We start from the raw sequence: 25844 nt of genomic DNA, 5'->3' as shown, positions 1-25844 counted from the left end.
CACGGCCGCTGGGCCGTGCGTCTTGTCCAGTTAGCCGAGCAGCTTCAGCGTGCCCGTCGTGGAGATTTCCGGAGCGCTGTGATTGGACGTGATCACCAGCTCCATGCCATTGGCCCCCTTTTGCCACTGGCCGGCGACCAGAGGTGTCTTGGAGACGTTCTTGACCGGACCCAGGCCCCAGTTGATGTGGCCCACGACGGTTGCCAGATCGGTGGACGAGATCGACTCCAGGATCGCGTTCGGATCGTCGAGGTCCGCACTGCGGCGGATCACGTCGGTCGTCACCTCGAACAGTGCGTGCTTGAAGCCGATCGGCTGGGTCCACGGGCGCCCGGAGGAGGCCGTGTAGCCGTCGGCAAGCTGCTTTGCCGACATGCCGGTCAGGGACGAGGAGAATGGATGATCCGGCGTCCACCAGATTTCCGAGGTCAGACCATCGCCGCGGTCTCCCAGGGATTCGATGAACGAGGGGAACAGCAGTGCCTTGCCGAGCGTGGCCACCTTGGGGGAGAAGCCCTGTTGCGCCGCCTGCGACCAGAACGTGGCGAAGTCCGGCGAGATCATGTTGCCGGTGAGGATCTCGCAGCCTGCGGCCTTGAAGGCCGAAATCTGCGACGAGAAATCATCGGTGAGCGGCTGGTAGCGGCCCGGATTCGTCAGCTCGAACCCGCTGCCGACCAGAGCGGGCGGGAAACCGTGGACATCGTCGCCCCATGCGTTGCCGTCGGCATCATTGGGGAACAGTCCCCCCACCTTGCGCGCAACGCCGCTTTCTTCCCACAGGCCGAGGAAGGCCTTGATGACGTCCTCCAGTCCCCAGAAGAAGTGATAGGTGTAGTCGAAGCCCGTCGCCGGGTCGCCGTTGCGGCCGAAGAAATAGGGCTGCCAGGGGCAGTCGGTGGTGATGCAGGGCACCTCGTTCAGTTCCGCCTGGTCGGACACCGGATTGGTCGTGTCCGGGGTCGAGGCACCGACGATGATGTCCACCTCATCGCCCAGGATCAGCTCCGAAGCCACTTCCGCCGCGCGGTTCGGGTTCGACTGGCTGTCCTTGGAGATGATCTCCACCTGATAGGTCTTGCCGTTGTTTTCGATCCCGCCGGCGAGCGCCTTCTGGACACCGGCGAGGACGTAGTCATCGGCCTCCGCGAAACCGGCCAGCGGTCCGGTGCGCGGGCTCACGTGCCCGATCCGGATGATCGGGTCCGCGGCGTAGGCGCGTGTCCGGGTCAAAATGGCGGGTGCCGCCAGTCCGACCGAAGCTCCGGCCAGGAACGTGCGGCGATTGATACCTTCTGTCTTCCGAAATAGCGTCATCGATTTTCCTCCCAGATGCGCTTGGTACGGCAGGCTGTCAGTCGGGTAGAATCGTCTCGAGCCTCCGCAGATGAGTGGCCACGCGCCGTCGGACATCCTCCATGTCCTCCGGCGTCCAGCTCATGAACCCCTCGCCGCTTTTCATGCCGAGCTTTCCGGCTTTCACCAGGTCGCGCAAATACGGCGAAGGCGCCGGCCGGTTATCCAGATCGGCCAGCACATTCTCATGGATATCGAGTGTCAGGTCGGTCCCGACGAGATCGGCGTTGGCGAGCGGGCCGAGCACCGAAAGGCGGCGCCCGAAACTGGCGTTGACGACCTGATCGACCGCTTCCGCCGTGCAGACCCCGCTCTCGACCAGGTAGATGGCCTCCCGCCACATGGCGTGCTGCAGCCGGTTGCCGATGAACCCGGCAACGTCCTTTTCGACCCGGACCGGCGTTTTTCCGACGGCGTCCAGCAAGGCCACCGTTTCCTCGATCGCGGCTTCCGCGGTCCACTCGGTGCGGATCACCTCGACCAGGGGGATCATGTGCGGCGGGTTCCACCAGTGTGTCCCCAGCGCTCTGGTCTTGTCTTCCAGATCGGCAACGATGGACGTGATCGGAATCACGGACGTATTGGAGGCGAACACCGCGTCCGGCGGTGCGAACCGTTCCACATCCTTGAAGAGGGCGCGCTTCAGGTCGACCTTTTCCGGCGCGGCCTCGAACACGAAATCCACGCCCCCGACACAGGTGGCGATCTCCGGATCCGGCGCGATCCGCAACACGGTCTCGTCTATTTCCCGCGTTTCGGCGCCCATTGCCTCGAGACTTGCCGCCACCCGGCCGTGCAACGCGTCCAGACCGGCCGAAACCGGATCGTACACCCGGACACCGTGCCCTGCCCGCGCAAAGGTCAGGGCGATGCCGTGCCCCATCAGACCGGCACCCAGGACAGCGATGTTGAGGGACTTTGCCATCGTCTAGCCCGCCGTGTATCCGCCGTCGGCATAAAGGATATGCCCGGTGTAGAAATCGGAAGCCCGGGAGGCCAGAAACAGCAGGGGACCGATCAGGTCCTCCGGCTCGCCGAGGCGCCCTTTGGGTACGCGGGCGAGAAATCCGTCCCGGAAGCCTTTGGCCTTGTCGTTGTCCTCGAACATCCAGGCGGTCAGCGGCGAGCGGAACACGGTCGGCGCGATCGCATTGACCGTGATGTTGTCCTCGCCGAGTTCGCAGCCGAGCGCCTTGGTGATGCCGTCGACCGCCGCCTTGGAGGCGCAATAGGCCGTGTAGCCAGCCGGATGACCCAGCAGCCCCCGCGCGGAAGAGACCAGCACGATCTTGCCGCCGCCCGGCTGCGCCTTCATCTGCCCTGAGGCCGCCCTTGCCAGAAGCCAGGACTGGGTGACATTGGCGTTCATGACGTTTTCGAAATCGCCGGGGGTCAGGTCCTCGATCTTGGCGACCTTGTTCATGCCGGACGCCACGACCAGAACATCCAGCGACCCGAACCGCTCGACCGCGCGCTCGACCAGTTGGCCGCACGCCGCCTCGTCGGACGGGCGTATGGCCATCGACGCGACTTCGGCGCCGAGGGCCTCGCACTCGGCCGTGACCGACGTCAGCGCGGCTTCATTGCCCGCGGCAAGCACCAGCTTGCAGCCCGCCCCGGCAAGCGCCTTGGCGGCAACCGCTCCAAATGCCCCGGAAGCGCCGGTGACCAGGGCCACCTTGCCCGACACATCGAAGAGACCGAGGGGATTGGTCCAGTTGTCCGTCATCGGCTCGCTCCCGGCGGGTAGGGCAGGACCACAAGCATGGTACAGATGTGGTTCGTCCGGTTTTCGATCGTACGCACCTCGTCGGGCGCGATCGTGCAGCTGTCGTATTTTCTCAGGACCGTTTCCCGGCCCCCGGTTTCGACGGTCATCTCGCCGTCCAGCACGACATAGACCTTCTCGAAGGGTGTCGAATCCGGGCCGGCACCGCCGCCGGGCAGAAACTGGCTGAGTCCCACCCACTGATTTTCCGGTCCGCCAGGCTCGAACCCCTGGAGACGCAGCCCGACCATCTCGCGGTGGTTCGGCGCGTCATAGGGTTTGGCGTCCTCAAAACGTTTTACATGCATTGGCTTCCTCCCAGATTCCCGCATGTGGACCGGCCGCGGCAGCGGCCGGCTATGACGTGCTCAGAAATTTTCGCCGGGCTCGATCCGGTATTGCTGTCCCTTGTCGATCATGGCGACAAGACGGATGATGCAGCCGTCACCACGGTCCCAGTTCCAGGGGAAAAAGGCGAAGGTGCAGCGCTTGCCCGTGACCGCGTCCAGGTCGCCGCCGACATTCTCGATGCCGAGGATGCCGTTGCTGAACAGCCTCTGGTGAACCGGCTCCCACTCGGGGAAGTCGTCTTTCCAGTCACGGCCGCCGGACCATTCCTTATATTCCCCTTCCAGATGGGGAAGAATGGGACCGTTGCGTTGCGGGCCGATTGCCGTTGCCAGCGGGTGGTCGTTGGCCTGGGTGTCATGACCGACGACCTTGATGCCCTTTTCGACCATCCAGTCGGCAGCCGAGGGAACCAGGCCCGGGCAATAGGCGAAATAATCGCCGTCTTCATACTGCTTGTGCCAGCCGGTGTTGATGATCAGTACATCGTTCTTGCGGATGGCATGGCCGCAGGCCTTTTCCAGATCGTCCGCCGTGATCTGTTCCCACTTCTTCTTCGGGATCGAGACGACAAGACCGGACCCGAAGAAATGCGGCAACGGCACTTCGTCGATAAACGGCGTTCCCTGCACCACATGGGCCGGCGCATCGATATGCGTGGTCACATGCATGGTGGTGGTGATGGTCTGCGACAGGACACCGGACTTCGCCATGTAGTGCTTCCGGTCGATCTGAACGTCCTGGAAGTACGGCCAGTTCGGACACTGGAACCCGTATCGGTGCGAGAGATTGTAGAACTCCAGCCCCATGTCGTTGTCGGTGTTGGCCTGAAATTCAATGCCGCGGATCTTGACCATTTCGCAATACTCCTCCGATCACCGCCGAAGCGGTGTTGCGATGCTGATGACATTGTTTCTTATGATTATTATCAATGACGTTGTTTCGCATGATGGTACGCATGCACCGCATTGCAGTCAATAACTATTTGCGATTCAGGTCTTTTGTACCGTATGGTGGGACAAGCCTCTTCACCAGAATCAGCAAACAGACCGGCATTGCAGACCATGAGCGACCAAGAATTCTCACCGGAAAACGAGCCTGACAGGAGCCGCAACGGCATTCAGGTCATAGAACGGGCAGCGAAAATCCTGCGCTCTCTGAAGGAGGACCAGTCGGGAATGAGCCTCGGCCAGATTGCGGAAGCGGTCAGCCTGCCGCGGTCGACCGTGCAACGGATCGTGGGCGCCCTGCAGAAAGAACGGCTGGTGATCTCCGGAGCCAATGGCGGCAGGCTCCGGCTCGGCCCGGAGCTGAGCGCCCTGGCCGAAGCCGCCCGCTACAACATCGTCGAGTGCTGCAGGCTTCATCTGACGGAACTCTCTCAGGCGACGGGAGAAACCGCCGACCTGTCCGTTCTGCGCGGGCCGGCCATGATCTTTCTGGATCAGGTGCCCGGCACCCACCGGTTGCGGACCGTGTCCTCGGTCGGCGACGCCTTTCCCCTGACCACCACCGCCAATGGCCTGTCCTGCCTTGCCCGGCTGGACGACGACATGGCCAGGGACCTGGCCTGCGCGGAATGGAACCGTCAGCGGATCGAGCGTGATCTGTCCGGGTTCATGAAGACCCTCGCAGGGATCAGGGAATCCGGCCTGGCGTACGACCTCGACGAGCACACCCGGGGCATCTCGGCCATCGGGTTTGCCTTCCGCGACTGGTCCGGAGACCTGCACTCGATCTCCGTTCCGGTTCCCTCGACCCGCTTCAGGGAAATTCGGCCCAAGGTGGAGGCGACACTCAGGCTGACCGCCAGGCATGTCGAAGGCATGATGGAACACGGCACCGGGCCCGATCTCAGGTCCCGATGACCCCGGGCGGGCGTGCCGCCATGCCGGGATTTCGGGCCTCGCATCTCCGGCGCCGGATCCTTGCCGGCACGCGCGCCCCCCCGGAACGAGGAGTGCGGTTCATCCAGACGGACCAGCCGGCCGGGCCTGCGGGCATTCAAGGCCGACTGTTTCAAATCAAACGCGAAATATTCTAGGATCCACGACGACGCCCTGAGGCCACGGCCTGACAGAAGAGCAGTATTTTCCATGTTGAACCGCACGGCCTGCCGGTATTTTCTCGAAGTCGCCCGGCTGGGATCGATCAGGCTCGCGGCGGACCGGCTGCATGTCTCCCCTTCCGCAATCAGCCGCCAGATCGCGAAGCTTGAACGGGAATTCGAGGAGCAGATCGTCGAACGGCGCGCCGATGGCGTGCGTCTCACCGATGCGGGACATGTCATCGCGAAGAATTTCGCCACGATCCTGGATCAGATGGATCAGATCAAGGACGAGATATCCGATCTTCGGAAGCTGAAATCCGGCAGTGTGTCCATCGCCACGGTCGAGGGCATCTCGGACCCGTTCCTTTCCGAACAGATCACCGCTTTCCACAAGCGGTTTCCGGCGGTCGAATTCAGGGTGCGCATCCGCGGCCGCGAACGGGTGCTCGAGGCGCTGGAAAAGCATCTCTGCCAGATCGGTTTCGTGTATGACCACTTTACCCATCCCAACATCGAAATCGCCGGCCAATGGCGCCAGCCGCTGCTCGCTCTGGCGCCGCCTTCCCATGAACTGGCCGACGGCAGGCAGCTGGAACTGGCGGACATCGTGTCCATGCCCTGCGTCGTGCCGGATGACAGTTTCGGCATCCATCATCTGATTTTTCGCGCCTACCGGAAGATTCGGGCGACCCCGAACGCGATCCTTGTGGCGGACCAGTTGCACTTCCTGATCCGCCACGCGATTTTCAACAATGCGATCGTGTTTGTGCCGCTGCAGGCCGCTTTGCGGGAGGTCGAGGCCGGCGCACTGGTGCCGCTCAATCTGCATTGCAGTGAATTCGACCACCGCTTCATCTACGCCATCGTGCGGCGCGATCAGCGGCGGTCTCCGGCCAGCCAGGCGTTCATAGAGGCCTTGTCGATGGCCTTTCCGGGCCATGAGAAATCCGATGCCGCAATGCTGGCGCGGCTCCGGGCGATTCAGGCGTGAAGTTCGATCGTGATGTCCGCTTCCACCGGCGCGTCGAGCCCGAGCACATGCTGGGTCAGGGCCGCGCGCGCATGTTTGCCGTTGTCCTCGCCCCAGAGCGCCACGAACAGGTCCGAAGCACCGTTCAGAACCAGATGCGGCTCCGTGAAATCGGGTGCGCATGAAACGTAACCGATCATCTTCACGATCCGTTTCACCCGATCCAGATCCCCCAGCACGGCTTTCATCATGGCCAGATGGTTGATCGCCATGAGCCGCGCGGACGCATAGCCTTCCTCGATCGACAGGTCGGAACCGACCTTGCCCACATAGGGCAGCACATCCTCGTCATTCTCGTCCGGCTGCGTGCCCAGCGTGCCGGAGGTGTACAGCATGTTCCCCACAACGACGCCGGGAACGTAGTTGCCGATCGGTTTCGGCCGTCTCGGCAGGGTGATCCCCAGTTCGGTCAGGCGGCGTTCAGTCTCGTGAGACAAGGCTCTTTCTCCCTATTTGCAACTTCGTGGAAGTTCGCAAATTAGGCACAATTTTGCGGATACGGGAGTGCGCAGAAAGCAACGCATGTTTGCCGAAAGAGCAACGCTTGACGGTTCGCCTGATCCATAACGTCAGAATTTATTCTTTTAAAACAACATATTATTGAATTTTCAAGATGACCGGCGCTTCCAATCCGATTGACGGGGCTTCAATCGAGACAGTAGCGCAGCCGCCGCTTTTGCCTATGCTGAAGGCAGAACACCTGAACCACGAGGACCTGACCGGTGCCAGTGAAATCGATCGCCCAACTCGCAAACGACCTCCGCGAAGGTGCCATCACTTGCCGCGAACTCATGGAGGCGGCCGTGGACCGCCATGCGGCGACCGAGCCGCGTCTGAATGCCTACCGCAGCTGGGCTGGAGACCGTGCGCTTGCCCAGGCCGATGCGGTGGACACGCTGTTGGCGACCGGGGGCGATCTTGGACCGTTGATGGGACTGCCGGTTTCGGTCAAGGATCTCTACGGTGTTCCAGGCCTTCCCGTGTTCGGTGGAACCGATACCGCCTTCCCGCCGGACTGGGAAACGGCGGGGCCGGTCGTGTCGGCCCTGCTGGCGCAGCTGGGGATCGTGACCGGCAAGACCCAGACTGTTGAATTCGCCTTCGGTGGCCTGGGAACAAACCCGTATGCGGGCACCCCCCTGAACCCTTGGTCCGGCCCCCACGCGCCGCGCGCACCGGGGGGATCCAGTTCCGGCGCGGGTGTCTCCCTGGTTCAGGGATCCGCCCTGCTCGCCCTGGGCACCGACACGGCCGGATCCGTCCGCATCCCTGCATCCTTCACCGGTCAGACCGCCCTGAAGATCACCCATGGCCGCTGGTCGCTGGACGGCATCATTCCACTGTCGCCTTCGCTGGACACGCCCGGACTTCTGACGCGCACAATCGACGATCTGGCCGTTGCCTTCGCCGCACTCGACCCTGGCGGCGGCCGGCCTGTCGTGGCGGCGGAGACGGGCCTGCGCCTCGGCGTGGTCCGGAATGTTGTCTGGGACGGGATCGATGATTCCATCGCGCAGAACACCAGCTCGGCGCTGCGTGCCCTGGAAGGCGCCGGGGCAACGCTGAACGATGTCGAGCTGCCCTGCGCGGCCGCGCTCCTCGAGGTCTTCCGCGCCGGTGGACTGGCTGCGCCGGAGCTGCGCGCTTTCCTCGACCGCAACTTCCCCGAACGCATCGAACGGCTGGATCCGGCGGTGATGGCAAGGGTTCAGGCGGCCGATGAGATCGGTGCCACGGAATACCTGCGCCGCCGCGCCGTGCTCGCCGAAAGCGGCCAAACCGCACGCCGGGTCTTCGACACCGTCGATTTCCTGGTCACGCCCACGGTTCCGGTCAGCGCACCGGTCGTCGCGGATCTGGCCGATCCCGAGACCTATCGCGCCGCCAACATGCTGGCATTGCGGAACACGGCCATCGTCAACCTGCTCGGCTGGTGCGCCTTAACCCTGCCGACGGGACTCGACGCGAATGGAATTCCTTCCGGCCTGCAGATCATCGCGGGACCGGGTCAGGAAGAACGGCTGCTGGCTGTGGGGCTGGCGGTCGAAAACATCCTTGGTCAGGGACCGGACCTTCTGGGCCTGCCACCACTTTGATCTCCGATAAAACCAACCAAACCAGAGGGACGTCATGAAACTGCAGACACTCGGCAAGGCTATGATCCTTGCACTCGGAACCACGCTCGCCAGTCAAGCCCATGCGGCCGACTTCAACTTCACCTTCGCCCACGTGCTGACGGAAGACACGCCCAACGCCCGTGCCGCGGTCGTGTTCAAGGAAGAAGTCGAGAAGAACTCGGACGGGCGCATCGAAATCAATATCCGGCCGGCAGCCCAGTTGGGCGGCGATGTCGAAATCATCGAACAGACACAGATGGGCATGGTCCACATCGCCATCCCGCCGACCGGCAATCTCGCCAACTTCAACGAGCAGATGTATCTGTTCGATCTGCCGTTCCTGATGAATGACGATGCATCGATGAAACGCGTTCTCGACGGCGAAGTCGGCACCGAACTGCTGGGGACACTCGAGGCCAACAACCTGCACGGCATCGCGATGTGGGGCGCCGGCTTCCGCAACATGACCAACAACATCAGGCCCATCAACGGTCCGGGCGATCTTGAAGGCATCAAGATGCGGACCTTGCAGGCTCCCACCATTCTCGCAACCTACCGCGCCTATGGCGCCAACCCGACGGCCATGGCCTATGTCGAGGTTTACAACGGCCTGCAGCAGGGTGTGGTCGAAGGTCAGGAAAATCCGCTGGCCAACATCGCGTCGATGAAATTCTACGAAGTCCAGAAATACATGACGCTCTCCCGCCACGCCTATCACACCTACGCGGCGGTGATGAACAACGCTGCCTGGGCCAGCCTGCCGGACGATCTGAAAACCGTCATCGAAGAGGCCATGATCGTTGGCCGGGACGCGGCACGCCAGTTCACCGAAGAGGATGAAGCCAAGATCATCGAAGGCATCAAGGGCCAGATCGAGATCCAGGAACTGCCCGCCGAGGGACGTGCCGCGTTCATCGAAGCCTCGCAGCCGATCTATGAAGAGTTCCGCGAAAAGGTCACGCCGGCTCTGATGGACAAGGCACTCGCGGCCGCCAAGGGCGAGTAACGGACTTCCGGGGGCTGCGCACATGATCAACTGGCTCAACCGCATCGTCGACCTGATCGAAAACGTGCTGGTCACATCGCTGATCCTGTCGGCGACCCTTGTGGCAATCGTTCAGGTCATCGCCCGATACGTGTTCAACAACTCGCTCTACTGGTCAGAGGAATTCATCCTCTATGCACTCATAACGATGAGCTTCCTGACCATGGGGATGGGTGTGCGCTACGCGTCGCATATCAGCGTCGAGGCGGTCTATGCCATCGCAAGCCCCCGGATGGCCAAATTTCTCCAGATCGGGGCGGCCTGCCTCGGCCTGATCTTCGCCGGAGTGCTGATCTGGTACGGGACGAAACTGTCCCTGAACACCTCCCGGATGGGACAGATGTCCCCGGCAATGCGCATTCCCGTGGGCTACATCTACACCGTGATCCCGGTTTCGGGTGCCTTCATGGTGCTGCGCTACCTGCTTGTATTGCAGGAACTTTTCGCCGGACGGAGCTACGTCCCGCCCCAAGTCGACATCAAGACGAGCTGAGGACAGGTCATGGTTGGCGCTCTCGTACCCGTATTCTTCGGCCTTCTCCTGTTCGGCCTGCCGATCTTCGCCGCGCTCGCGCTCGCGGTTGCGGCCGTGTTTTATTTCTGGGGTGGAATTGATCCGGTCCTCGTGCCCATGCGCATGTTTTCCGGCATCAACAATTTCTCCCTCATGTCGATCCCGTTCTTCATTCTCGCGGCCGAGCTGATGCGGATCGGCGGGCTGTCGGACCGTCTGATCAACCTGGCGCGGGCGATCATCGGCTGGCTTCCCGGCGGTCTCGCGGCGGCAGCGGTCGTGGCCTGCCTGATGTTCGGATCGATCTCGGGATCGAGCCCGGCAACGGTGATCGCGATCGGGTCGATCCTGTACCCGGCCATGGTGAAGGCCGGTTACGACAAGTTCTTCTCCATCGGCCTGATCACCACAGCCGGCACACTCGGCCCCATCGTGCCGCCGTCGATCGCCCTGATCATCTACGGCTCGGTCACCGGCACCTCGGTGGGCAAGCTGTTTGCCGCTGGCCTGCTGCCCGCGATTATGATCGGTGGCATCCTCATCGCCTTCGCGACCTGGTACTCCGCCCGGAAGGGATATCCGCGCGATGCAATGCCGACTTTAAAGGGGATTCTCGCGGCGCTGAAGAACTCCGCCTGGGGTCTCGGCCTGCCGCTGATTCTCCTTGGCGGGATCTATTCCGGTGTGTTCACACCGACGGAATCCGCCGCCGCAGCCTGCCTTTACGGCTGGTTTGTCGGCGCGGTCATCTATCGCAGCATTTCCGTGAGGGACACGCTGATGGTCCTGCGCAACACGGGCCTGATCTCCGGTCCGCTTCTCTTGATCACGGCCGGCGCGTCGGCATTCTCGTGGGTCCTGGCCAGCACGGGCACGCCCGCCCAGCTTGCCGCCTACATCCTCGGCGATGTCAGCAACCCCTTCCTGATCATCGCCTTCTTCAACGTGCTCCTCCTGATCGCAGGCTGCTTTCTCGACAGCGCCTCCGCGATCATCATCCTGGCGCCCCTGATGATGCCGATCGCCCAGCAGATCGGTGTCGATCCGATCCATTTCGGCGTGATCATGCTGGTGAACCTGTCGGTTGGCATGCTGACGCCGCCGGTCGGCCTGAATCTGTTCGTCGCCATGGGCGTCTCGGGAATGAAGCTGGGCGAGGTGTTCCTTGCAACCCTGCCGACCATCCTGCTGATGCTGGTTGCCCTGATCCTGCTCTCCTACATCCCGGCGATCAGCATGCTGTTGCCGGAAACGCTGTTCTAGAGCGTGTTGCATTTAAACGGAAAAATCAGCATCGCTTTTTGCGTTGGAATGCCTGGTTCCAGAAAGTGAAAAGCGATTCCGATTAAGTGCGATTTGCTCTAGAGCCGTTCCCACTCAGTTTGGCTCGCACCGGAACCGGGGCACGTGAGCGTCAGTGTTTGTCCGACAGCGAGGAGGCCTGCCAGTTCGGATCGTGCTCGGCAGGCAGCGGCGCAAGACCTGCCTTCCTGACGGCGTGGATGGCGCAGTATTCGTCCTTTTCCGAGGTGTCACCGCTGACACCGACCGCACCGATCGTGCTGCCGGTGTCATCCTCGATCAGGACACCGCCCGGTACCGGTATGAAGCGGCCTTCGGCGGCCACGGACAAGGCCGTCTGGAAGGTTGGCCGCGCGGACAGGTAGTCGCGGATCGTGCGCGACGGCAAGCCCATGCCAAGGGCACCCCAGGCCTTGCCGTAGGCGATGTCGAAGCGCAGCAGACCGCTGCCGTCCTCCGATTTCATCGTCACCAGCCGTCCTCCGGAGTCCAGCACGGCCACGGTCAGCGGCTTCATCTGTTCACGGCGGCCGATGGCCAGAACGGTTTCGGCGATGGTCTCGGCAGTGGCGAGTGCAAGGCTTGATGCCAGGCGCATTGTTCCAGGTCCTCAGTTACGCATCAGATCGGGCAGCCAGGTGACGATCTCGGGAAAAATCAGCAGAACGATGATGGTTATCACGTCCGCGATGAAAAACAGCATGATGCCCCGGAACACATCCGGGAGCGGAATGTCGGGTCGCACCGCGCTGACCACGAAACAATTCAGGCCGATGGGCGGAGTGACGAGGCAGATTTCCGCCATCTTGACGACGATGATGCCGAACCAGATGGAATCGAAGCCCAGCGCGATCACCGCCGGATAGACCACGGGAAGCGTCAGCAGCAGCATTCCGATGGCATCCATGAACATGCCGAGGACCGCATAGGCCAGCAGGATGCAGATCATGATCGTCATGGGCGAGGCATCGAGCGAGACGACCCAGGCGGTGAACGCTTCCGCGACCCCGGAAAAGCCGAGAAACCGCACGAAGATCGTCACACCCCAGATCAGCGAGAAGATCATGACGGTGAGTTTGGCCGTTTCCATCAGGCTGGCCGTGATCGGACGCAGCCCGGTGCCGCGGAACAGGGCCACCGCGAAGACGATGCCCGCGCCCAGCGCGCCGGCCTCCGTCGGGGTCGCCCACCCCTGATAGATTGCGGAAATGATGATGAAGACCACGGCCACGATCGGCAGCAACGGCGGCAGCGACGTGAACCTTTCCCCCCAGGTTGCGCCGCCCACCGACGGCGCCGCCTCGGGACGGACCTTCGCCCAGCCGATGATGATGCCGCCGTAGATCAGCGCCGAGACCAGGCCGGGCAGGAAGCCCGCCAGCAGCAGGCGGCCGACCGACTCCTCGACGATGATCGCGTAGATGACGAGGATCGCAGACGGCGGGATCAGGGTTGCCAGGGTGCCTCCCGCCGCAACCACGCCCGCCGCCAGCCGCCGGTCGTAACCGTAGCGCAGCATTTCCGGAATGGCGACGCGGGCAAACACGGCGGATGTCGCTGTCGAGGCGCCCGAAACGGCAGCGAACCCGGCCGTTGCGAACACGGTCGCGACGGCCATGCCACCCGGCAGCCAGCCAAGCCACTTGCTGGCGGCATTGAACAGTTGCGTCGTCATGCCCGCATGAAAGGCGACAAAGCCGATGAAGATGAACATCGGCAGGACACTCAGGGCATAGATCGTCGACTTGGCATGCGGCACGATGCCGACGATGCCGGCGGCAGGGCCCCAGCCGATCAGTTCGACCAGCCCCAGAAGGCCGATGGTCGCTGCCGCGAACACGACACGCACGCCGAGCATGACGAGAAGGACCAGCAGTCCGATGCCGATCAGGCCGACCAGCAGCGGGTATTCAAATCCAAGTCCGATCAGCATCCGTCAGTCTTTCCGTCCTGGGAGGCCGCGAGCGCCTCTTCTGCTTCTTCCTGGGCGACCTGGGCCGCGTTCTTCATCAATGTCACGCCTTCGGGCGCGCGGGACGGATCGATGAACATGCGCACCGATCCGGCCAGCTGGACGGACAGCCGCAGGAACCACAGGGAAAACGCCACCGGAACCACCAGCTTGGACGGCCACACCGGAAACTCCGCATCGATTGTGGTGTCGCCGAGCTGAAACGACCGCCAGAAATGCGCGCCGCTGTACCAGATCAGCACCGCGATGATGCCCATGCCGACGAGCGCGCCGACGATCTCGGCCGCCCAAAGACCGCGTCCGCGCAGATGAGACAGCAGCAGTTCCATGCGGATATGGGCGCCCATGCGCTGGGTGTAGGCGGCCCCGAGAAAGGCCATCCCGGCCATGGACAGCTCGACCAGGTCGACATAGCCGGACAACGGCGTGTCGAACACCGTGCGCAGCACGATCTGGGCGATCCCCAGGCACATGAGCAGAAAGATGAAGATCGCCGCCACGAAATTCGTTGCGTCTTCCACCGGCGACAGCCGCCGGTCGGCACGGGCAACGAGGCTGGAGCCGCCGGCAGCCGGATGGGTATCAAACATGGGTTCTGTTCCTGAACGGGAAATCGGCACCGCGGCAGAACCGCGGCACCACCCGGAAGGGGGTTACTGCTTGCGCGCTTCCTCGGCGTAGCCAAGGAAGGCGTCCAGAACCGCCTGCGCATCGAAGCTGTCCTGATTGTCGGCCACCCATTTGGTCCAGACCGGCCGGCCGGCGATTTCGCGGAACCGGGTCAGTTCCTCTTCGCTGTAGGCGATCTTGTGCAGGGTCTTTTCGAAGAGCTGCAGGTTGACTTCGTCCTGGGCGTCATAGGCCGCCTGCTGGGCATCGAGCACGAGATCCCGGTTGTCCATGATCAGCGCCTGGTAATTTTCCGGCAGCGCCTCGAAGGCGGTCTTGTTCAGGACCCAGCCGCATTCCGACGTTCCCGGCGCCAGGTTCGAGGTGTACCAGTCGGCTTCCTCGTTGATCTTGAAGGCAACGTGGGCATAGGTGAACGGAAAGGCCGCCGCGTCGACCGTGCCATTCTGGAAGGCCGTGAGCGTCTCGGAGGCCGACAGGGTCTGCTTGGTCGCCCCGAGCGCCTCCATGGCATCGCCCAGGCCGCCGCCCGCGCGCACCTGCAAGCCTTTCCAGTCCTCGAGTTTCTCGGGTGGTGTCCCCTTGCCCATCAGTTCGAACTGCTGCAGCAGGCCCGAAACGTAGGGAATGGCGTTCCACTTGGCCATGTCGGCAACGATCGCCGGGTGTTCGAACATGCGCATGCGCGCGGTCCGCCCCACCTGCGGATCGCCGATCGGAAGGAAGGGCAGGGAAAACACCATCCATGCCGGGTTCTTGCCGGGATGGTAGAAATTGCAGATGCCGGCGCCCTCGAAGGCGTTCAGCTTGAGGCCGTCAAGATTTTCGCGCGCCGGGCCGAGCTGTTCCGCGTAGAAAATCCGGATCTGAAACTTGCCGCCGGTTTCTTCAGCGACCTTTTCCGCCAGGGCTTCCATCCCGGCGGTAAGCGCCCGCGGGTTGCCGTACATCGAGATTTTCCAGAAGACCGACGGCCCGTCGACATTCGCTGCGGTGGCCGCCCCGAAAGGCGTCAGCGCCGAAATGGACGCGACCGCGAGGGTTTTAAGGAACTGTTTCATTGGGTCTCCTCCCCGATTACTGCAAGACGGCGCAAGCCGCCGGGACGCTCGTGAGCCGTTCGTCTTGGATCGATCCGCTTTTCCGGCTCACGAAATTGCTTTCAAAAAAATCGATATTATTTGATATACAATAACTTTATCGGCAGAAAAAGAGAAAAATACGGATGGCAGTAAAGGCAGCCGGCACCGTGCCGACTGCCCTCGTGTACCGGGGCACCACCATGAGGCACGGGACTGCGTCATCGACCAGGATGTGATTGCGGCTGGCTTCAGAGCCTGCCGGCCTTCCATTTTCCCGACAGGAGCCGCAGGTGAAACGGAAGAAGCTTCACCAGCTCCTCGAACAGCAGCAACGAGAAAATCCAGATGACCGGCGCGTCGAAAACAAGCACCAGCAATGCGGTTGCCGGAAGACGAAATGCCCATTGCGACCAGATGAAGATGTGCATGACATAGACCGTCTCCCCACCCGCCCTGAGCGTGTTGCCGCACATGGCGTTGGACACCTTGGGAAACGGCAGAAGCAGGAGAACCGGCAAAAAGCCCAGGAGCGCGGCGCGGGTATCCTCGTTGAGACCGGGATAGATCCGGCCGGACAAAAGACAGACTGCCAGATAGACCAGCGAGACCAGCACTGCGGCCCCGAAGGCCGCGCGCCACGCCGCCCCCAGAAATGCATCCAGGTCACTGCCGCTGCGCCTTTCTCCTATCAGCTGGGCGACAAGGATCCCGGTTGCCTGGGCCCAGCACATGGCAATGGCACCAACCACCATGATCCACGGCATCATCAGCGTCAGCGCCGCGAATTCGCTCACGCTGAGGGCTGCGTAGATCAGGGTCGCCACGGCGTTGGCCAGCGATGCGCTCGCGAATGTCGCGGCAATCGGCAATGTGAACAGGAAATGGCGGCGGAGCGCCGCTGCAAAGGCGTTCCGCTGCCGCGTCTCCTGGCCGGCCTTGAGAATACCGGAGCGCCGGGCTTCCCGGACCAGGACCGAAAGCCTCAGGACCGCGCCGACAACCGTTCCCCATGCGGCACCGGTCACGCCCATTTCGGGCGCGCCGAAATGACCGTGTATCAGGATATAGCTCACCCCGACATTGACCGGCAGGGACACCAGATAACTCAGGAAAGGGACCCGCGTTTCACCGCGGGCATTGAAGAGGCTGGACAGGTTCAGCGCCACGGCCTCCACCAGGAACACGAGCAGCAGGACACTCAGATAGTTTTTCGCTTCGGTGCCGATCCACGCTGAATGCGCAACCCTGTCGACGATCAGTTCGCCGGCCAGGAAAGCCGCACCGATACCGGCCAGTGCGATACAGCCGTTGATCAGGAGACCGCACAGGAAACCGGTGCGGAGCGCGGCCGGGTCCGCGGCACCGAAGGCCTGCGCCAGCCTTATCTGCGTTCCGTTCGAGAAGGCGCCGAGGATACCCAGCAGCAATCCGCCGAACACCGATGCGATGCCCATGGCGGCAACCGCCGTTTCGCCCAACGACGAAACCAGGATGGCATCGATCACGACGATGCCGTGCAGCATGATCGTCTTGAGAGTGAGCGGCCAGGCCACCTGGAAAACGGTACCGTTGGACGGCAGGCCGCCGGAACGGCCGGGTGCGCGGGGCCTTGTCTGGCGGGGGTCTATGCGGGCTTTGGGCAGTTTGCAGGGCCTTGAAGGCGAGGAAAATGACGTTGGAACCGCAAGGGGCTACCGGCCGCGGTCCGGTCGGGCTGATCCTGGACTTCAGCCCGGGCTCTCCTCGAAAAAGCTTTCATTGGTGGCAGTGATGGATTCGATGGTGGCGTCCAGACGGGACAGATGGCGCATGCCCGCCACGACTGCCCGCTCGGCGTCCCCGTCTGTCACGCAGGCGACGATTTCCTCGTGATCGGCAACCAGTTGCGGCATCCGGTCTTCTTTTGACAGACCGAGAATGCACAGACGGTCGACCTTGGCCTTTTCCGCCGAAATGACCTCGAAGGCAAAGTCCAGTCGCGCAATCTGGCACAGGGTCCGGTGAAACGCGTAGTCGAGCGCTCCGAAGGCCTCATAGTCGTTGTCCGCGATCGCCTGCCGTTGCCGGTCGAGACAGTCTTCCAGCATAGCGGCACCGACACGGTCGCATTTGGCGGCGGCCCGCCGGAGCACTTCCGCTTCGACCGCAGCCCGCACAAAACGGGACTTTTCGATCTCGCGGGCCGAAAAGCGTTTGACCTCCGTCGCCCTTTGCGGGCGGATCAGCAGCAGGTCCTGGTTTTCCAGGCGGCTGAAAGCGTCCCGAACCGGCTGCCGCGACACGCCGAACCGCGCCGCGATATCCGCTTCGGAAATCCGGTCGCCCGGTTTGAGGCGCATGCTGGCGATCTCTTCGTGGAGATAGTCATATATCTCGTCGACCAGCGGGCGTCTGTCGCCTGCCTGCTTGAGGTGCACCATCTTGTTTCCTCCAGAGTGGCCCGACTGCCTTCAGCCAGTCCCGTGCCCGTATCGTGCGACCAGTATCGCCGGCCCGGTTTCGCTGGACCTGTTCGTTGAATAGCCCCGTCAGGCCACGAATGCCAACCCGTCAGTACCGGGTGACAAAGTCCCGCAAGGTGTCCCGGCTTTCTTTCCCTTGCCCGATACCGGCGGACGGGCTCGGTCGCCGTTCCTCCCCGAACCCGTGTTCAGGCCATGTCGAGATCAGATTGGCACCGGGTCCGGACCGGCATGAGCGTCTCGGCCCTGCCCTTGATTTTCAAATTCAGACTAGTATTCCAGATTAGCTACTAGTATACCAGTCTAAAGTAATGGCGTGTGGAGATCGTTTCGACAACCACTGCCGGATGGAAAGGCTGCCGCGCCGGATGGGAGTTCATGGCGTGGCCGCGTGGGAGGTGGAATGCCAGGGGTACGCTTGGAAGGCATCGTCAAGGCCTATGGGTCCTTGCGTGTGGTGCACGGAATCGATCTGGAAGTGAACGAGAAGGAATTCGTCGTTCTTGTCGGCCCCTCGGGCTGCGGCAAGTCGACGACCCTGCGGATGATTGCGGGCCTGGAGGAGATTACGGAAGGTGATCTCGCCATCGACGGCCGTCACATGAACCGCATCGCCCCCAAGGATCGCGATGTCGCGATGGTGTTCCAGAACTATGCGCTGTATCCGCATCTGAATGTTGCCGGCAACATCGCTTTCGGCTTGCGCATCCGCGGCGAGAGCAAGGCCGCAATCGCGGCTGCGGTCGATGAAGTCAGCGGCATTCTCGGCCTGAAGGACTATCTGCAACGCAGGCCCGCGGAACTGTCCGGCGGACAGCGCCAGCGCGTTGCCATGGGCCGCGCGATCGTCCGGCGGCCGAAGGTCTTCCTGTTCGACGAGCCCCTGTCCAACCTGGATGCCAAGCTGCGCACCCAGATGCGCGCGGAAATTCGCCGTCTTCACAACCGCCTCGGCGTCACCAGCATCTACGTCACGCACGACCAGGTCGAGGCAATGACCCTTGCCGACCGGATCGTCGTCATGAACAACGGCCACATCGAGCAGACCGGCGCGCCTATGGAGCTCTTCCTCAATCCCGTAAACACTTTCGTCGCCGGTTTCCTGGGGTCCCCGCCCATGAACATGGTCAAGGCGCGCCTTGCCGCCGGCGCCGCTGCGCCGGCCGCCGAATTCGGCGGCCAGACGCTGCCGCTCGCGCAGCTTGAGGCTCTGCGGGACAGTGTCGGGCGCGAAGTGATCCTCGGCATACGTCCCGAATTCGTGTCCGTTGCCGGCGACGGCGCCGAACATCGCGTCGCCGTGGACCTCGATCTTGTCGAGACCCTGGGCTCCGAGGCCCTGCTGCACACAAGGCTCGACGAAGAGCCTTTCGTGATCCGCACCGGAACCGTGGGCCACGCGGAAGGACTGCACGACGTCACCGGGTTCACTGTCGCGCCCGAAATGATCCGCGTCTTCGACGCCGAGACCGGCACGGCCTTTCCCGGACAGGTGCACGTGTCATGATCAGCAATCCGGAATTCCAGGGCGGGACGACCGAGGAGCTGGTGATCGAGGCCTCCGAAGCCGTGCGCCGGCGCAAGCCCGGCCGGATGGTGCGCGTTGGTGACCACCTGCGGCGGGAATGGCAGCTCTACCTGATGCTGCTCCCCACGATCGTCTGGCTGCTCCTGTTCCTGTACAAACCCATGTACGGCCTGCAGATCGCCTTCAAGGACTATTCGATCTTCCGCGGCATTGAAGCCAGCCCCTGGGTCGGATTCGAGCATTTCCGGACCCTGTTCGACAACGACCAGTTCCTCCGCGCCGTCAAGAACACGATCATCATCAGCGCATACGGGCTGCTGTTCGGTTTTCCGGTCCCGATCGTGCTGTCCCTGATGTTCAACGAGGTTCTCAACAGGTGGTTCAAGAAATCGGCTCAGACCATCGTCTATCTGCCGCATTTCATCTCGTCGGTCATCATCGCCGGCATCGTCATCACCGCACTGTCGCCCTCCGCGGGCATCGTCAACACGGTGCTGGGATGGTTCGGGATCGACGCGGTCTACTTTCTCACCAAGCCCGAATGGTTCAGGCCGATTTTCATCGGCACGGGCATCTGGCAGGAGGCCGGTTTCCAGTCCATTGTCTATCTTGCCGCGATCGCCGGGGTATCGCCCACACTCTATGAATCGGCGGTTGTCGACGGTGCCAGCCGCTGGCAGATGATGTGGAAAATCACGCTGCCCTGCATCCTGCCGACGATCATCATCATGCTGATCATCCGCATCGGCAACATCCTCGAGGTCAGCTTCGAGATGGTGATCCTGCTGTACCAGCCCGCCACCTATGAGACGGCGGATGTGGTCAACACCTTCATCTACCGCCAGGGGATCCAGGACGGACAATACGACATGGCCGCCGCCGCGGGTCTGTTCAACGCGGTGGTTGCCTTCGTGCTGGTGATTTCGGCCAACACCCTGTCCAAGCGCTTCTCGCGCACATCGCTGTGGTGAGGAGGCAACCATGAAGAAGCTTCATCTCTACAGCCGTGGCGACCGGATCTTCGTGATCCTGAACATGATCCTGATCGCCATATTCGCCGTCTCCACCCTCTATCCGTTCATCTACATCGCCGCCGTGTCGTTCAGCTCGGGCTTCGCCGCCCGCGCCGGCCAGGTCGTGCTGTCGCCGGTGGGGGCCACGCTCGAGGCGTACAAGCACGTCCTCAGCGAGCCGATGTTCTGGATCAGTTACAAGAACACCTTCATCTACACCATTCTCGGAACGGTGATGAGCCTGCTGATCATCATTCCGGGGTCCTATGCCCTGTCGCGTCCGCAGCTCTACGGACGCCGGTTCTGGAACCTGATGGTGGCATTCACCATGTGGTTTCACGCCGGCATGATCCCGTTCTTCCTGAACATGCGCGACCTCGGACTGCTGGACAGCTATTTCGGGATCATCATCGGCTTCGCCGTGAACGGCTTCAACATCATCCTTCTGCGCAACTTCTTCGAGGCGATCCCCAACTCCTTCGAAGAGGCCGCGCGCATGGACGGCGCCAGCGAATTCCAGGTGCTGTGGAAGGTCTATCTGCCATTGTCCAAACCCGCCATTGCGACCGTGACGCTGTTCTGCATCGTGTCGCGCTGGAACGGGTTCTTCTGGGCCATGGTGCTGCTGCAGGACGAACAGAAGATCCCGTTACAGGTCTATCTGCGGCACACCATCGTGACCCTGTCGGACGACAACGAATTCGGCGCCTCGCTGGTCGATGCGGCCTACAGCGTCGAAACCGTGACCGCGGCGATCATCGTCTGTTCGATTATCCCGATACTGGTCATCTACCCGTTCCTCCAGCGCTACTTCGAAAAGGGAACCATGCTGGGCGGAGTGAAGGAATGACGTTACGTGACACTTGGGAGGATATCATGCGAAATCTGACACTTGCAGCTGCTCTGCTTGGCGCGACCATGCTGGGCGGGCCTGTCATGGCCGAAGAAGACCTGCGCATCGTCGACGAACCGCTGGAGCTGACGATCCAGATGAACCACGCGCGCTACCCGCGCTACAAGGAAGACTGGCCGGTCGAACAGATCGCCCGCGAATTGACCGGCATTCACCTGATCGACGCCACCGTGGGAGCGAACACCCGCACGGACGAGAACAACGGCAAGACCGAAGCACTGAACCTGATGCTCGCTTCCGGCGGCATTCCGGATATTGTCGGCTCCAGCCGCATCAAGGACTTCGTCAACCAGTTCGGCCCCGAGGGTGCGTTCATCGGCCTGAACGACCTGATCGAAGAGCATGCCCCCCACCTCAAGGCCTTTCTCGACGAGCGCCCCGAGATCCGCTCGGCAATCCAGGCCGCCAACGGCGAGATGTATTACATCCCCTACCTGCCGGACGGAAAATACGGCCGCGCGTATTTCATTCGTCACGACTGGCTGAGCAAGCTCGGGCTCGAAGCTCCGCAGACTGTCGAAGAGCTGGAAGAGGTTCTGATAGCGTTTCGCGACAAAGATCCGAACGGCAACGGACTGAAGGACGAAGTCCCGTTCTTCGCCCGCCAGTGGCCGGAGCTGATCCGCCTCGTCACCCTTTGGGACGGCCGCTCGTCGGGCTCCGATACCTATCATGATTTTTACGTCGACAACGGCAAGCTGCAACACCCATACGCCGGCGAAGGCTATCGTGACGGCATCAAGAACCTCGCCCGCTGGTATGCCGAAGGCCTGATCGATCCGGAAATCTTCACGCGCGGGTCCTCGTCGCGAGAGTATCTGCTTTCCGAGAACCTGGGCGGCATGACCCATGACTGGTTTGCCTCGACGTCGGGCTACAATGATTCCCTCGGCGGCAAGGTGGAAGGGTTCCAGTTCAAGGCGTTCGCACCGCCCGCCTCCGTTTCGGGTGTCCGCATGGAAGAACACCGGCGCATTCCCATCAAGCCGGACGGCTGGGCGATCGGCTACACCAACGAACACCCGGTCGAGACCATCAAGTATTTCGACTTCTGGTTCACCGAAGAAGGCCGCCGCCTGGCCAATTTCGGCGTGGAAGGCGAGCAATACACGATGGTGGACGGCCAGCCGCAATTCACAGAGGACTTCCTGACCAACGGCAAACCGGTCAACAACCAGCTCTACGAGGTCGGCTCCCAGCTTCAGGCACGCGGCTATTTCCAGGATTACAATTACGAAAAGCAATGGTCGAACAAGTATGCGCTGGAAGGCATCGCCCTTTACGACGAAGGCGACTACCTGATCGACCAGTTCCTGGGCGTGGCTCTGAATGCGCAGGAGCAGAAGGTCTACGACAAGTACTGGGCCTCGATCCGGACATACATGCTGGAGCGCCAGCAGGGCTGGATCCTGGGAAATGGCGATGTCGTCGCCGACTGGGACGACTACGTGGCCACGCTCAACAAGATGGGCCTGCAAGAGGTGCTTGACGCGATGAACTCCGCCTACACGCGCCAATACGGCTGATCCCGCAAGCCGGCGGCCGCGGTGTTGATCTCCGCGGCCCCCTTTCCTTCGCAGACAACAGGATTTCTCCGCTCATGTCCGGAAACACCACCGTGCTCGATCAGCCCAGGCCCGGCCGGCTGACCATTCAGTATGCGCCCGACGAACGGTCCGAAATTGTCGAGAACCCGCCAAGGTTCACCTGGCTTCCGGTGATCGAGACCGAAGCCGAATACGTGCTGCGGATTTCTCCCGATGCGGACTACCCGGCTGGAGACACCCGGCAATACACCCGCATTCGCCTGAATTTCTTTACACCCGACACTGCCCTGGCGCCCGGCGAATACCACTGGTCCTACGCTGTCTGCGATCCGAAAACCGGTGAACCGCTGTCGACGTGGAGCAAGACCAGAACCTTCACGATCAGGGTGGCACTGCCTGAAACGCCACTGCCGTCGCGCACCACGCGCTATGCAAGCGCCGACCGGTCGCATCCGCGCCTGTGGATGACGCCGGACAGGCTCGCGGCCTTCCGCGACGACGTCATCTCCGACCCGGACCATTGCAGCTGGTCGACGTTCTTTGAAAAGTCCGTGCTGCCCTGGATGGATCGCGAGATCATGCAGGAACCTGCAGGCTATCCGGAGCACACGCGCATCGCCTCGGTCTGGCGGCAGACCTATATCGATTGTCAGGAGCTTCTGTATGCCATCCGGCACCTGTCGATCGGTGCGAAGGTTACCGGAAACGAGGCCATGCTGGAGCGGGCCCGCGCGTGGCTGCTGGCCGCCGCTGCCTGGTCTCCCACGGGCACGACATCGCGCGCCTACACGGACGAATGGGCCTTCCGGGTCAATCTCGCGCTCGCCTGGGGATACGACTGGCTTTATGACGCGTTGAGTGAAGAGGAACGCCGGCTTGTGCGCGATGCCCTTCTGGCGCGCACCCGCGAAACGGCGGACCATCTGATCCGCAATGCCAACATCCAGCTCTTTCCCTTCGACAGTCATGCGGTGCGCGCGGTATCGGCGGTTCTCGTCCCGGCCTCGATCGCTCTTCTGGACCATGCGCCCGAAGCCGAAGACTGGCTGAACTATGCGGTCGAGTTCCTGTTTACCGTCTATTCGCCCTGGGGCGATGCCGACGGCGGCTGGGCCGAGGGCCCGCACTACTGGATGACCGGCATGGCCTACCTGATCGATGCGGCCAACCTGCTCCGATCCTACACGGGCCTCGATCTCTACCGACGGCCGTTCTTCCGCAACACAGGAGACTTTCCGCTCTACACCAAGGCGCCGGACACCAAACGGGCAACCTTCGGGGACGACAGCACGATGGGCGACCTGCCCGCGGTCAAGATCGGCTACAATCTGCGCCAGTACGCCGGCGTGACCGGCAACGGCGCCTACCAGTGGTACTTTGACGAAATCAGACGCACCAATCCGGGCACGGAAAAGGCGTTCTACAACTGGGGCTGGTGGGACTTCAACTTCGACGAGCTCGTCTACAGGACCGACTTCCCCGAGATCGAAGCCGTGCCCCCCGCGGAAGACGACCGGCTCAGATGGTTCAAGGGCATCGGCTGGGCCGCGATCCAGCAACAGATCGACGATCCGGACAACCACATCCAGTTTGTGATGAAGGCCTCGCCCTTCGGCGCGGTCAGCCACAGCCACGGCGACCAGAACGCCTTCTGCCTCGCGGCCTTTGGCGAGGATCTCGCAATCCAGTCCGGACATTATGTCGCCTTCAACAGCACGATGCACCAGACCTGGCGCCGCCAGACCCAATCCAAGAACGCAATCCTCATCGACGGCCAGGGCCAGTATGCCGGCAAGGACAAGGCCAAGGCGATCCGTTCGGCGGGGCAGATCGTCGACGCGGAGGACCGCGGCGATCACATCTTCATCCGCGGCGATGCCACGGCGGCCTACCGCACCCTGAACGAAGACGTCACCTCCGTCCTTCGGGACGTTTATTTTGTCAATGGAGCGTATTTCGTCATCGTCGACAGCATCGATGCTCGCTCGCCGGTCGCGATAGACTGGCTGCTTCACGCCAATGCCCCGATGACCCTGGGCGACGCCACCTTCCGCTACACGGGCGAAAAGGCCGGCTTCTACGGCCAGTTCCTCTGGTCGGAGGCCGGCTCGCCCCAGCTCGGTCAGGAAACGGGTTTCCCGGGCGTCGATCCGGCGGAATTCGAGGGCCTGCCGGTGAGCACCTGCCTGAAGGCCACCTTCCCGAAGGCCGTCCGGCACCGGGTCGCTACCTTGCTGGTGCCCTATCCGCTGTCGGCCCCGCGCCGGGTGTTCAGCTTCCTGGACGACCAGGGCTACGACTGCGACCTCTATTTCACCGATTCCGACGACAGGACCTTCAAGGTGGTCGTTCCGAAAACTTTCGATGTCGGCAAGACCCCGGAAAAATGACACGCACAAAGGAAACAAGATGAAACTCAAGGGCAAAACCGCAATCGTGACCGGCGGCGGCAGGGACATCGGCCGGGCCTGCGCCATGCGCCTCGCCGAAGAGGGCGCCAGTGTCGCCATCAACTATTTCTCCAGCAGCAAGGGCGCGGACGAAACCGTCGCGAAGATCGAGGCCGCCGGCGGCAAGGCCTTCGCCCTGCAGGGCGACCTCAACGACCCGTCCGGCGTGGACGCTCTCGTCGCCAGAACGGTCGAGACGTTCGGCGGCATCGACATCCTCGTCAACAACACCGGCGGCCTGATCGCGCGCAAGACCATCGCGGACATGTCGCTCGATCACTGGCGTGCGGTGATGGACCTCAACCTGACCAGCACCTTTCTGATGATCAAGGCCTGCCTGCCGCATCTGACCGCCGGCGCCATCGTCAACATCGCCAGCCAGGCCGGCCGCGATGGCGGCGGGCCGGGCGCCATCGCCTATGCCACCTCGAAAGGGGCGGTCATGACCATGACACGGGGCCTCGCCAAGGAACTGGGCCCGGCGGTCCGTGTGAATGCCCTGTGCCCGGGCATGATCGACACGGACTTCCACAACACCTTCACAAAACCGGAAGTGCGCCGCAACGTCGAGGCGGCAACGCCCCTGAAGCGTCAGGGAACCTCGGAGGATGTTGCCAATCTCGTGGCATTTCTCGCATCCGATGACGCCGCGTTCGTGACCGGCGCCAACGTCGACATCAATGGCGGCATGCTGTTCAGCTGATCGCTTGAGCAAGA

Annotated in this window: 24 protein-coding genes; 12 read left to right on the top strand and 12 right to left on the bottom strand. The window is 62.4% G+C overall.

The annotated features are described in order from the left end of the window. Positions 1-30: 30 nt before the first annotated feature. From AC0VX3_RS04625 to AC0VX3_RS04605, 5 genes are read right to left on the bottom strand one after another with little or no spacing between them, the layout of a single operon-like run. The gene (locus tag AC0VX3_RS04625; protein WP_475523738.1) at positions 31-1317 is read right to left on the bottom strand and encodes an ABC transporter substrate-binding protein; all 1287 of its coding nucleotides are present in this window, start codon (positions 1315-1317) and stop codon (positions 31-33) included. 37 nt (positions 1318-1354) lie between these two features. After that, positions 1355-2281, bottom strand: coding sequence for a 3-hydroxyacyl-CoA dehydrogenase family protein (locus AC0VX3_RS04620; RefSeq protein ID WP_475523737.1), 927 nt, complete (start codon positions 2279-2281; stop codon positions 1355-1357). 3 nt (positions 2282-2284) lie between these two features. After that, a complete protein-coding gene (locus AC0VX3_RS04615; RefSeq protein ID WP_475523736.1) occupies positions 2285-3085 on the bottom strand; it encodes an SDR family NAD(P)-dependent oxidoreductase in 801 nt (266 codons plus the stop codon). Next, a complete protein-coding gene (locus AC0VX3_RS04610) occupies positions 3082-3432 on the bottom strand; it encodes a cupin domain-containing protein (protein ID WP_342895596.1) in 351 nt (116 codons plus the stop codon). Before AC0VX3_RS04610 ends, AC0VX3_RS04615 begins: the two co-directional genes overlap by 4 nt. A 60-nt stretch (positions 3433-3492) precedes the next feature. Beyond that, the gene (locus AC0VX3_RS04605; protein ID WP_342895597.1) at positions 3493-4329 is read right to left on the bottom strand and encodes a cyclase family protein; all 837 of its coding nucleotides are present in this window, start codon (positions 4327-4329) and stop codon (positions 3493-3495) included. A gap of 207 nt (positions 4330-4536) precedes the next feature. On the opposite strand from AC0VX3_RS04605, the gene AC0VX3_RS04600 reads away from it, so the two are divergent. Then, positions 4537-5340 (top strand): IclR family transcriptional regulator, encoded by an 804-nt coding sequence (locus tag AC0VX3_RS04600; RefSeq protein ID WP_475523735.1) that lies wholly within the window; start codon positions 4537-4539, stop codon positions 5338-5340. 228 nt (positions 5341-5568) lie between these two features. Then, positions 5569-6513 (top strand): LysR family transcriptional regulator, encoded by a 945-nt coding sequence (locus AC0VX3_RS04595; protein ID WP_475523734.1) that lies wholly within the window; start codon positions 5569-5571, stop codon positions 6511-6513. On the opposite strand, the gene AC0VX3_RS04590 is transcribed toward AC0VX3_RS04595, so the two are convergent. After that, positions 6504-6989: a RidA family protein gene (locus AC0VX3_RS04590; RefSeq protein WP_348152726.1), complete on the bottom strand. Its 486-nt coding sequence runs from the start codon at positions 6987-6989 to the stop codon at positions 6504-6506. The genes AC0VX3_RS04595 and AC0VX3_RS04590 overlap by 10 nt on opposite strands. Before the next feature lie 285 nt (positions 6990-7274). On the opposite strand from AC0VX3_RS04590, the gene AC0VX3_RS04585 reads away from it, so the two are divergent. Genes AC0VX3_RS04585 through AC0VX3_RS04570 form a run of 4 tightly spaced genes read left to right on the top strand, consistent with a single transcriptional unit; the run spans position 7275 to position 11491 of the window. After that, complete coding sequence (locus tag AC0VX3_RS04585; RefSeq protein ID WP_475523733.1) at positions 7275-8648, top strand: amidase; 1374 nt, start codon at positions 7275-7277, stop codon at positions 8646-8648. 34 nt (positions 8649-8682) lie between these two features. After that, positions 8683-9675, top strand: coding sequence for a TRAP transporter substrate-binding protein (locus AC0VX3_RS04580; RefSeq protein WP_475523732.1), 993 nt, complete (start codon positions 8683-8685; stop codon positions 9673-9675). A gap of 22 nt (positions 9676-9697) precedes the next feature. Next, the gene (locus AC0VX3_RS04575) at positions 9698-10207 is read left to right on the top strand and encodes a TRAP transporter small permease (RefSeq protein ID WP_475523731.1); all 510 of its coding nucleotides are present in this window, start codon (positions 9698-9700) and stop codon (positions 10205-10207) included. 9 nt (positions 10208-10216) lie between these two features. Continuing rightward, entirely contained in the window at positions 10217-11491 is a 1275-nt protein-coding gene (locus AC0VX3_RS04570) for a TRAP transporter large permease (protein WP_475523730.1), read from the top strand. Positions 11492-11642: 151 nt separating this feature from the next. On the opposite strand, the gene AC0VX3_RS04565 is transcribed toward AC0VX3_RS04570, so the two are convergent. The 6 genes from AC0VX3_RS04565 to AC0VX3_RS04540 form a co-directional block, all read right to left on the bottom strand. Continuing rightward, positions 11643-12128 (bottom strand): GlcG/HbpS family heme-binding protein, encoded by a 486-nt coding sequence (locus tag AC0VX3_RS04565; RefSeq protein WP_475523729.1) that lies wholly within the window; start codon positions 12126-12128, stop codon positions 11643-11645. Between the two features lie 12 nt (positions 12129-12140). Further along, positions 12141-13463 carry a TRAP transporter large permease gene (locus tag AC0VX3_RS04560; RefSeq protein WP_342895606.1) on the bottom strand — a complete coding sequence of 441 codons (1323 nt, stop codon included), beginning with the start codon at positions 13461-13463 and terminating at the stop codon, positions 12141-12143. Next, positions 13457-14092, bottom strand: a complete 636-nt coding sequence (locus tag AC0VX3_RS04555) for a TRAP transporter small permease subunit (protein WP_475523728.1) — start codon at positions 14090-14092, stop codon at positions 13457-13459. The genes AC0VX3_RS04560 and AC0VX3_RS04555 overlap by 7 nt, the downstream gene beginning before the upstream one ends. A 63-nt stretch (positions 14093-14155) precedes the next feature. Then, positions 14156-15193: a TRAP transporter substrate-binding protein DctP gene (gene dctP, locus AC0VX3_RS04550; protein ID WP_342895608.1), complete on the bottom strand. Its 1038-nt coding sequence runs from the start codon at positions 15191-15193 to the stop codon at positions 14156-14158. Between the two features lie 269 nt (positions 15194-15462). Continuing rightward, positions 15463-16767, bottom strand: coding sequence for an MATE family efflux transporter (locus tag AC0VX3_RS04545; protein ID WP_475523727.1), 1305 nt, complete (start codon positions 16765-16767; stop codon positions 15463-15465). Positions 16768-16941: 174 nt separating this feature from the next. After that, complete coding sequence (locus AC0VX3_RS04540) at positions 16942-17634, bottom strand: GntR family transcriptional regulator (RefSeq protein ID WP_475523726.1); 693 nt, start codon at positions 17632-17634, stop codon at positions 16942-16944. A gap of 445 nt (positions 17635-18079) precedes the next feature. On the opposite strand from AC0VX3_RS04540, the gene AC0VX3_RS04535 reads away from it, so the two are divergent. From AC0VX3_RS04535 to AC0VX3_RS04510, 6 genes are all read left to right on the top strand, one after another. Next, the gene (locus AC0VX3_RS04535) at positions 18080-19183 is read left to right on the top strand and encodes an ABC transporter ATP-binding protein (protein ID WP_475523725.1); all 1104 of its coding nucleotides are present in this window, start codon (positions 18080-18082) and stop codon (positions 19181-19183) included. 86 nt (positions 19184-19269) lie between these two features. Beyond that, the gene (locus tag AC0VX3_RS04530) at positions 19270-20175 is read left to right on the top strand and encodes an ABC transporter permease (RefSeq protein WP_342895689.1); all 906 of its coding nucleotides are present in this window, start codon (positions 19270-19272) and stop codon (positions 20173-20175) included. 10 nt (positions 20176-20185) lie between these two features. Beyond that, positions 20186-21067, top strand: coding sequence for a carbohydrate ABC transporter permease (locus AC0VX3_RS04525; RefSeq protein ID WP_348152748.1), 882 nt, complete (start codon positions 20186-20188; stop codon positions 21065-21067). A 26-nt stretch (positions 21068-21093) separates the two neighbouring features. Further along, the gene (locus AC0VX3_RS04520; RefSeq protein WP_475523724.1) at positions 21094-22656 is read left to right on the top strand and encodes a type 2 periplasmic-binding domain-containing protein; all 1563 of its coding nucleotides are present in this window, start codon (positions 21094-21096) and stop codon (positions 22654-22656) included. A 74-nt stretch (positions 22657-22730) separates the two neighbouring features. Then, positions 22731-25067 carry a DUF4962 domain-containing protein gene (locus AC0VX3_RS04515; protein WP_475523723.1) on the top strand — a complete coding sequence of 779 codons (2337 nt, stop codon included), beginning with the start codon at positions 22731-22733 and terminating at the stop codon, positions 25065-25067. Positions 25068-25086: 19 nt separating this feature from the next. After that, positions 25087-25830 (top strand): SDR family NAD(P)-dependent oxidoreductase, encoded by a 744-nt coding sequence (locus tag AC0VX3_RS04510; RefSeq protein WP_475523722.1) that lies wholly within the window; start codon positions 25087-25089, stop codon positions 25828-25830. The last annotated feature ends 14 nt before the right edge of the window (positions 25831-25844 follow it).

This window comes from Roseibium sp. QJM3NY_11, assembly GCF_056173175.1.
Note: the sequence above shows the minus strand (reverse complement) of the source record. Positions and strands in the feature narration are given on the sequence as shown.